Origin of the sequence: Bordetella petrii (assembly GCF_000067205.1) — a bacterium.
Taxonomy (GTDB): domain Bacteria; phylum Pseudomonadota; class Gammaproteobacteria; order Burkholderiales; family Burkholderiaceae_B; genus Bordetella_A; species Bordetella_A petrii.
In genome coordinates this window covers 5,280,741-5,287,950 of sequence record NC_010170.1, presented here as the reverse complement: position 1 = coordinate 5,287,950, position 7,210 = coordinate 5,280,741, and the positions used below count along the sequence as shown (strand labels likewise).

Annotated in this window: 9 protein-coding genes; 4 read left to right on the top strand and 5 right to left on the bottom strand. The window is 66.3% G+C overall.

The window, feature by feature from the left end; genetic code table 11:
• Nucleotides 1–268 precede the first annotated feature (268 nt).
• The 4 genes from rpmH to yidC all read left to right on the top strand — a co-directional run bounded on the left by rpmH (nt 269) and on the right by yidC (nt 2,847).
• A complete protein-coding gene (gene rpmH, locus BPET_RS25375) occupies nt 269–403 on the top strand; it encodes a 50S ribosomal protein L34 (protein WP_003800771.1) in 135 nt (44 codons plus the stop codon).
• 50 nt (nt 404–453) lie between these two features.
• Nucleotides 454–825, top strand: coding sequence for a ribonuclease P protein component (locus BPET_RS25370; protein WP_012251829.1), 372 nt, complete (start codon nt 454–456; stop codon nt 823–825).
• On the top strand, nt 822–1,094 hold the full coding sequence (gene yidD / locus BPET_RS25365; protein ID WP_041863320.1) for a membrane protein insertion efficiency factor YidD: 273 nt from the start codon (nt 822–824) through the stop codon (nt 1,092–1,094). The genes BPET_RS25370 and yidD overlap by 4 nt, the downstream gene beginning before the upstream one ends.
• Before the next feature lie 61 nt (nt 1,095–1,155).
• A complete protein-coding gene (gene yidC / locus BPET_RS25360; protein WP_012251827.1) occupies nt 1,156–2,847 on the top strand; it encodes a membrane protein insertase YidC in 1,692 nt (563 codons plus the stop codon).
• A gap of 150 nt (nt 2,848–2,997) precedes the next feature.
• Here the strand turns inward: yidC and BPET_RS25355 are convergent, their stop codons facing one another.
• The 5 genes from BPET_RS25355 to BPET_RS25340 form a co-directional block, all read right to left on the bottom strand.
• The gene (locus BPET_RS25355) at nt 2,998–3,873 is read right to left on the bottom strand and encodes an ABC transporter permease (protein WP_012251826.1); all 876 of its coding nucleotides are present in this window, start codon (nt 3,871–3,873) and stop codon (nt 2,998–3,000) included.
• A gap of 20 nt (nt 3,874–3,893) precedes the next feature.
• Complete coding sequence (locus tag BPET_RS25350) at nt 3,894–4,691, bottom strand: ABC transporter ATP-binding protein (RefSeq protein ID WP_012251825.1); 798 nt, start codon at nt 4,689–4,691, stop codon at nt 3,894–3,896.
• 1 nt (nt 4,692) lies between these two features.
• Nucleotides 4,693–4,854 carry a hypothetical protein gene (locus tag BPET_RS26995; RefSeq protein ID WP_158310104.1) on the bottom strand — a complete coding sequence of 54 codons (162 nt, stop codon included), beginning with the start codon at nt 4,852–4,854 and terminating at the stop codon, nt 4,693–4,695.
• An 11-nt stretch (nt 4,855–4,865) separates the two neighbouring features.
• Complete coding sequence (locus tag BPET_RS25345) at nt 4,866–5,780, bottom strand: TauD/TfdA dioxygenase family protein (protein WP_012251824.1); 915 nt, start codon at nt 5,778–5,780, stop codon at nt 4,866–4,868.
• A 95-nt stretch (nt 5,781–5,875) separates the two neighbouring features.
• Complete coding sequence (locus BPET_RS25340; RefSeq protein WP_041863317.1) at nt 5,876–7,072, bottom strand: M20 aminoacylase family protein; 1,197 nt, start codon at nt 7,070–7,072, stop codon at nt 5,876–5,878.
• Nucleotides 7,073–7,210 lie beyond the last annotated feature (138 nt).

Genomic DNA, 7,210 nt, shown 5'->3' with positions numbered 1-7,210 from the left:
GTCGCTCTTATTCAAACCTCGATTCTACCTTGCCTGGGGGTGGGTTATCCACAGGCCGCGGCTGTTGCGTCCCTGTCTTCTGGCCGTAACTGTTTGACAAGGCAGAGAAAACTTGCTGAAATGATGGGCTTTTCCGAATTCTGTCTGTCAGAAGGTTCCTTTTTCGTACGCCGGGGCCCGCCCCCGCCGTCATGTGCGCCAGGGCATGCCCTGGCCGGGAACCCGTCGGGCAGGTCCCTTCTGACGTTGTTCTTTTTGTGGATCGTCCATGAAACGCACCTACCAACCTTCCGTTACCCGCCGCAAGCGTACCCACGGCTTTCGCGTGCGCATGAAAACCCGTGGCGGCCGCGCCGTGCTGAACGCCCGTCGCGCCAAAGGCCGCAAGCGCCTGGCCGTGTAAGGCCGGCACCGGGTCTTTCCGCTTTCCGCGTATCGCCGCACCGGTCGTTCATGCCTCGCGCCACGCTTCCTCCCGAGGCGCGGCTGCATCGCCCCTCTGAGTTCGCTGCTGCCCTGAAAGGGCGCCGGCTGGCCCGAGGGGCTTTCTTCATTCTCAGCGCCGCGCCCAGCAGCCCGCCCCCGGGGCAGGCCGCCCAGGCACGCCTGGGCATGGTCATCGCCAAGCGCTATGCGGCGCACGCCAGCACGCGCAACGCGCTCAAGCGGGTCATCCGCGAAGCCTTCCGGCACTGCCGGCTGGAACTGCCGCCGCAAGACTACGTGCTGCGGCTGCACAGCAAGCCCGCGCCCGCGACGCTGACCTCGCTGAAGCGCCTTGCGCGCGCCGAAGTAGACGCTCACTTCGCTCGAGTGCGGCCATGATCAAGGTGCTGCTGATTGCACCCATCCGGTTCTACCGGTTTTTCCTGAGCCCCTGGCTGGGGCGGCAGTGCCGGTTCACGCCCACCTGCTCGGCCTACGCCATCGAAGCCATCGAGCGGCATGGCGCCTGGCGCGGCACCTGGCTGGCGGCGCGCCGCATCGGCCGGTGCCATCCGTGGTCGCCGGGCGGGCATGACCCGGTTCCGCCCCCGCATCACCCCGATTCGCCCCCGTGCTGCACGCATCAGCGCCGCACCGGTCCCAATTGACGCTAAACTCGCGGGTTTGCCGCTCCGTTTCCGGCCGGCCCGCATCCTTACCGTAGGCACTATGGATATCCGACGAACCATCCTCTGGATGATCTTCTCCTTCTCGCTGTTGCTCCTGTGGAACAACTGGCAAATCCATAACGGCAAGCCGTCGTTGTTCGGAACGCCCCCCGCATCCAGCGCCGCCAGTCCGGCCGAAGGCCAGCAGGCTGCCGCCAATGGGCAGGCTGCCACGCCCTCGGTGCCCACGACGCCCGCCGCCGCGGCGGCCAGCACGGTGCCCGGCGCCACGGCTGCGCCGGCCGCGGCCAAGGTCGAGCAGGTGGTGGTTTCCACCGACGTCCTGCGCCTGACCTTCGACACCACCGGGGCTCAGCTGATACGCGCCGAGCTGCTCAAGTACCCCACGTCGGGCCAGCCCAACAAGCCCACCGTGCTGCTCGACCGCTCGCCCGAACTCACCTACGTGGTGCAGTCCGGCCTGGTCGGCGCGCCCAATGGCCAGAGCTTCCCCAATCACCAGACGCCGTTCCGCCTGGTCTCCACCGACCACGAACTCAAGGGCGACAGCCTGCAAGTGGTGTTCGAGGCCGACTCGGGCGGCCTGAAAGTCACCAAGACCTACACCCTGCATCGCGGCCGCTACGACATCGACGTCCAGCACTCGCTGGCCAACACGTCCGATGCGCCGCTGGCGCCGTCGCTGTACCTGCAACTCGAACGCGACGGCAACGACCCGGCCGATACGTCCAGCTTCTATCACACCTTCACCGGTGTCGCGGTCTATTCTGAGCAAGACAAATTCCAGAAAATCACCTTCTCGGACATCGCCAAGGGCAAGGGCAGCTACATCAAGCAGGCCGACAACGGCTGGCTGGCGGTCGTGCAGCATTACTTCGCCACTGCCTGGGTGCCCCCGCAAGGCAAGCAGCGCACCAACGAGCTGCTGCAGGTGCAGCCCAACCTGTATGCCGCTCGCAGCATCGAAGCCGTCGGCACGGTGCAGCCGGGCGCCACCGCCCAGGTCGATTCGCGCCTGTGGGTCGGCCCGCAAGACCAGAAAGCCATGGCCGCGGTGGCGCCGGGCCTGGAACTGGTGGTCGACTACGGCTGGCTGACCATCATCGCCAAACCTCTGTTCTCGCTGCTCACCTGGCTGCACAGCCTGCTGGGCAACTGGGGCTGGGCCATCGTCGCCCTTACCGTCATCATCAAGGCGGTGTTCTTCCCGCTGGCCGCTGCCAGCTACCGCTCGATGGCGCGCATGAAGCAGGTGGCCCCGCGCCTGCAGGCCCTGAAAGAAAAGTACGGCGACGATCGCCAGAAACTCAACCAGGCCATGATGGAGATGTACCGCACCGAGAAAATCAACCCGCTGGGCGGCTGCCTGCCCATGGTGGTGCAGATTCCGGTGTTCATCGCCCTGTACTGGGTGCTGCTGGCCAGCGTCGAAATGCGCGGCGCGCCGTGGATCCTCTGGGTGCACGACCTGTCGGTGCGTGACCCCTATTTCATCCTGCCGGCGGTCATGATGGCCACCATGTTCCTGCAGATCAAGCTCAACCCCACGCCGCCCGATCCCATCCAGGCCAAGGTCATGATGATCATGCCGCTGGTGTTCGGCGGGATGATGTTCTTCTTCCCGGCCGGCCTGGTGCTGTACTGGTGCGTCAACAACACGCTGTCCATCGCGCAGCAGTGGACCATCACCCGCAACCTGCAGCGCAAGGCAGAGGCCGCGGCCAACCGCTAGCGCACCCCGGCGCCCGGCCGCGCACCAACGCCGGGCGCTTTTCGCAGGTACCCAACGCATCGCGCCCCCAAGGCATTCATGCCTTGGGGGCGCGGTCATTTCCGGCAAGGTTTTTGGGCAAGGCTGCTTCCGGACCCGGCGGCCCCGCGGCTAGCGCTGCATGCCCCAGCGCCGCACGGTAAGGCGCTCCAGAGTGTTGAACACCAGGTTCTCGACAGCCAGGCCGATGATCACCACCGCCGCCAACCCGGCGAACACGCGGTCGGTGTACAGCTCGTTGCGGTTCTGGAAGATGTACCAGCCCAGGCCGCCTTCGCCGCTGGAAGCGCCGAACACCAGTTCCGCCGCGATCAGCGTGCGCCAGGCAAAGGCCCAGCCTATGCGCAGGCCCGCCACAATGGCCGGCAGGGCGGCCGGCACCAGAATGCCGAATACGTAGCGCGGCCCCTTCAGGCCATAGTTGCGGCCGGCCATGCGCAGGGTCTCGGGCACGGCCAAAAAGCCCGCGTAGATATTCAACGCCAGCGCCCACAACACCGAGTGGACCAGCACGAACACCAGGCTGCCTTCGCCCAGGCCGAACCACAACAGGGCCAGGGGCAGCAGGGCGATGGCGGGCAAGGGGTTGAACATGGCTGTCAGGGTCGACAGCACGTCGCGCCCCAGGCGCGTGGACACGGCCAGGGTGGTCAGCACAAAGGCCAGCGCAATGCCCGCCACATACCCTTTCAGCAGCACCTGCAGCGACTGCAGGGCGCGCGACGGCAGTTCGCCGTCGGCCAGGCCTTGCACGAAGGCCTGCGCGGTCTGCCAGGCACCGGGCAAAAGCAGGTCGTTGCCGGTGTAGCGGGCGGCCGCTTCCCACAGCAACGCCAGCACAAGCAAGATGGCCGTCTTGCGCACGGCCGCATGCTGGCGCAGGCGCTCGTGCCAGGACAGTGGCGCCTCGGCCGCCAGGCCGGGCAGGGGCGGCAGGTCGTGTTCGATTTCCGGGCGCAACACGGCGCCCTGTGCGGTCATGCTCATGGCCGTGCTTCCGGTAGGTTTCAGGCGGCCGCGCGTTGCGGCTCGTAGCGCGCGGGCACGTCGAACAGCAGGTCGTGGATGCGCCGGGTGGCTGCCTGGAAAGCTGCCGACCCCTGCGCGCGCAAATCGAACTGGTGGGCGTTCAGTTCGGCCCGCACCCGGCCCGGATGCGGCGACAACAGCAAAATGCGGTTGCCCAGCACCAGCGCTTCTTCGATCGAATGGGTGACGAACAGCAGCGTGAAGCGCGCCTCGTCCCACAGCGCCTGCAACTCTTCCTGCATCTTGCGGCGGGTCAGCGCGTCCAGTGCCGCGAAGGGCTCATCCATCAGCAGCACGCGCGGCTGCATTGCCAGCGCGCGGGCAATGGCCACGCGCTGCTTCATGCCGCCCGACAGCGTGTGCGGATACGCATCGGCAAAGGCCGACAGCCCGACCTTGTCCAGGTAATGCAAGGCCCGGTCGCGCGCTTCGGCCCGGCCCAGCTTGCGCGTGGCCACCAGCGGAAACACCACGTTCTGCAGCACGGTTTTCCAGGGCGGCAGTTGGTCGAACTCCTGAAACACCACGACGCGGTCCGGGCCGGGACCGGCCACGGCCTGGCCGTCGAGCAGCACCTGGCCGGCGGCGGGCGCCACGAAGCCCGCCACGGCCTTGAGCAACGTGGACTTGCCGCAGCCCGAGGCGCCCAGCAAGATATACCGGTCGCCGTCGTAGACATCGAAACTCACTTCGTGCGTGGCGCGCACGCGGCGCTGTGGCGTCTTGTATTCCAGGGTCAGGCCGCGCACCTGCAGCAGCGGTTGAAGCGCCGTCATTTCAGTTGCCCCGTACGGCCGCCGCCGCGGCATCGGCGTGCAACGCGGCCTGCGCCAGCGCCGGGGTAGGCGACAACAACGCCAGCAGGGCGATCAGCAGCGCCAGCGCCGACGCGCCGGCATAGCGCGCCAGGCGCTGCTTGAAAGTGGGGAAGTTCATCATGCTCATCCGGCTCAGTAAGGCAGATCGCCCTCGATCGTGGTGCGGTACAGCTTGCGGCGCAGATGCGGCGGGCAGCCCGCGGCCAGGTGGATCAGCGCGCGGTTGTCCCAGAACACCAGGTCGCGCTCGCGCCAGGCATGGCGGTAGATGTGCTCGGGTCGGATGCTGTGGGCGAACAGTTCGTCCAGCACCTGGCGGCTTTCGTCTTCGGGCAGGCCCTCGATGCGAGTCGTGAACCCTTCGCTCACGAACAACGCCTTGCGGCCGGTTTCCGGATGCGTGCGCACCACCGGGTGCACCACTTCCTGTACTTGCGCCAGCTGGTCGGCGCTGAGGTTGGGGCGCCAGTTGCCTTCTTTCTGCATCTGGCCGTATTTGGCCAGGTACGAGTGCACGGCGCGCCGCCCCGCGATGGCCTGGCGCAAATGCGCGGGCAGGGTGTCGTAGGCCTTGTGCATGTCGGCGAACAGCGTGTCGCCGCCTTCGGCGGGCAGCTCTTGCGCGTGCAACAACGAACCCAGGCTCGGCAGCGGCTTGTACGAGATGTCAGAGTGCCAGTACTTGCCGGCATCGCCCAGGCCCACCGGCTTGCCGTCTTCGATGATGTTCGAAACGATCAGAATCTCTGGATGACCGGGCAGGTGAAACTGGTGCAGCACATGGACCATCAGCTTGCCGAAGCGGCGGCTGAAATCGATATGCTGCTGCGGGGTGATGCGCTGGTCGCGAAACACCACCACGTGGTGTTCCAGGTGGGCGCGACGCACGCGGGCGAAATCGCCGTCGCCCAGCGGGCGGCCCAGGTCGATGCCGACGATTTCGGCGCCGATGCCGCCGGGCAGCGGCCGGACGTCGAAGTCCTGGTCGGCCGCGACTTCGTCGCGGCGCAAGGCGTTACTGGCAACAGACATGGGTAGCTCCGGCATTCAGAGCAACCCATTATGCAAACGCAACCCGCCGGTTCAAACGAAGTTATCGGTGTTTAAACAGAGCTTGGCGTCATATAGCCGCCGCACGGCCCTCAGGCGGCCAGGAACTTCTGCACCAGTTTCACCCAGTAGGTCGCGCCCACGGGCAGCAGGGCGTCGTTGAAATCGTAATTGGGGTTGTGCAGCTGGCACGGGCCCATGCCATGGTAGGTGGCCAGGCGATGGTCGCCGTCGCCATTACCCAGGAACAGGTAGCAGCCAGGCACTTTCTCGAGGTAGAACGAAAAATCCTCGGCCCCCATGAAGGCCGGAATCTCGCAGTTGACCTGCTCGTCGCCAAACACATCGCGCGCCACCTGGGCGGCAAAGGCGGTTTCTTTTTCCCAGTTCACCAGCGGTGGATACGCGCGCACGAAATCCAGTTCGCCGGTGGCGCCGTACACCTGCGGCAGGCTGGTGGCAATGCGCCGCATGCCGTCTTCGATCTGGTCCAGCACGTCGACCGTGTAGGTGCGCACCGTACCGCGCAGCACGGCCTCGCCGGGAATCACGTTATAGGCATCGCCGGCATGGATCTGCGTGATGGTCAGCACCGCGGACTCGAGCGGGTCTTTGCTGCGCGAGATCAGCGTCTGCAGCGCGTGCACCATGTCGGCCGCCACCACAATGGGGTCGACCGCGCGATGCGGCTGCGCGGCGTGGCCGCCCACGCCACGAATGGTGATGTCCCAGCGGTTGCTCGAGGCCATGGCAGGGCCGCTGCGAAACCCGAACTGGTTGACCGGCATGCCAGGCATGTTGTGCAACCCGAACACCGCGTCGCACGGGAATTTGTCGAACAGGCCGTCTTCCATCATGGCGCGCGCGCCGGCATTGCCGCCTTCCTCGGCCGGCTGGAAGATGAACACCACCGTGCCGTCAAAATCGCGGTGCCGGGCCAGGTACTCGGCCGCCCCCAGCAGCATGGTGGTGTGGCCATCGTGGCCACAGCCGTGCATGCGGCCGTCTATGGTCGACTTGTGCGCGAAGCGGTTGTGCTCGGGCATGGGCAAGGCGTCCATGTCGGCCCGCAGGGCCACGGTCTTGCCGCCCGTGCCGGCCTTCAGCACGCCCACCACGCCCGTCTTGCCGAAACCGGTATGCACCTCGATGCCGAAACTGCGCAGCCGCTCGGCCACCAGGGCAGAGGTACGAGTCTCGTTGAACGCCAGCTCGGGATGCGCATGGATATCGCGCCGCAGAGAAGTCAGATCGGCATGGGCACGTTCGATTTCATCTAGGGTTTTCATAGCGGGGCTCGTGATTTTGCTGAGAAAGGGCTCGGTATCCAGATTTTGTAGCATACCGCTGAGTCCTTCATAGTCCCGTGCCGTCCGGCCAGTTCCCGGGGGGCGGCGCGTTGGGCGGCGGGGCAGCCTGCGCAGCAG

Excerpts from the sequence above, each read along its gene's own strand:
- rpmH (WP_003800771.1), top strand. The coding sequence starts at position 269 with ATGAAACGCACCTACCAACCTTCCGTTACCCGCCGCAAGCGTACCCAC.
- BPET_RS25370 (WP_012251829.1), top strand. The coding sequence starts at position 454 with ATGCCTCGCGCCACGCTTCCTCCCGAGGCGCGGCTGCATCGCCCCTCT.
- yidD (WP_041863320.1), top strand. The coding sequence starts at position 822 with ATGATCAAGGTGCTGCTGATTGCACCCATCCGGTTCTACCGGTTTTTC.
- yidC (WP_012251827.1), top strand. The coding sequence starts at position 1,156 with ATGGATATCCGACGAACCATCCTCTGGATGATCTTCTCCTTCTCGCTG.
- BPET_RS25355 (WP_012251826.1), bottom strand. The coding sequence starts at position 3,873 with ATGAGCATGACCGCACAGGGCGCCGTGTTGCGCCCGGAAATCGAACAC.
- BPET_RS25350 (WP_012251825.1), bottom strand. The coding sequence starts at position 4,691 with ATGACGGCGCTTCAACCGCTGCTGCAGGTGCGCGGCCTGACCCTGGAA.
- BPET_RS26995 (WP_158310104.1), bottom strand. The coding sequence starts at position 4,854 with ATGATGAACTTCCCCACTTTCAAGCAGCGCCTGGCGCGCTATGCCGGC.
- BPET_RS25345 (WP_012251824.1), bottom strand. The coding sequence starts at position 5,780 with ATGCCGGAGCTACCCATGTCTGTTGCCAGTAACGCCTTGCGCCGCGAC.
- BPET_RS25340 (WP_041863317.1), bottom strand. The coding sequence starts at position 7,072 with ATGAAAACCCTAGATGAAATCGAACGTGCCCATGCCGATCTGACTTCT.